Annotated in this window: 1 protein-coding gene; it reads right to left on the bottom strand. The window is 50.7% G+C overall.

The window, feature by feature from the left end; genetic code table 11:
- Nucleotides 1–34: 34 nt before the first annotated feature.
- A partial coding sequence (locus QKD99_RS11590; RefSeq protein ID WP_347951500.1) for an IS3 family transposase occupies nucleotides 35–371 on the bottom strand: 337 nt, incomplete at its 5' end.

The following is a 371-nucleotide window of genomic DNA, read 5'->3' as shown; positions in this document are numbered from 1 at the left end:
TGAACTGGCCCCCGAAAGTTGGACTGGTTTAATTCTAGGCGGTTAGGGCTTCAAGGGTCTGATTTCGATATTGCATCGGGGTCAGACCCTTGAGTCGTTGTTGGATGCGTTCGGTGTTGTACCACTGGATGTACTCGTCGATGGCCTGGTTGAACTCTGCGACGGTGTCGAAGACTTCTCCGTGGTACATCTCGGTTTTCAAGTGCCCGAAGAAATTCTCCATGACCGCGTTGTCGTAACAGTTGGCTTTACGCGACATTGACTGAACACCACCGTTATCATGAATCAGGTTGCGCCAGGACGAATGCTGGTACTGGAAACCTTGATCGGTATGCATCATCCACCCAGGCTCAGGCGTACACGTTTTAATT

The organism is Corynebacterium sp. c3Ub_189 (genome assembly GCF_039907195.1).
In the GTDB taxonomy this organism is placed as follows: domain Bacteria; phylum Actinomycetota; class Actinomycetes; order Mycobacteriales; family Mycobacteriaceae; genus Corynebacterium.
Note: the sequence above shows the minus strand (reverse complement) of the source record. Positions and strands in the feature narration are given on the sequence as shown.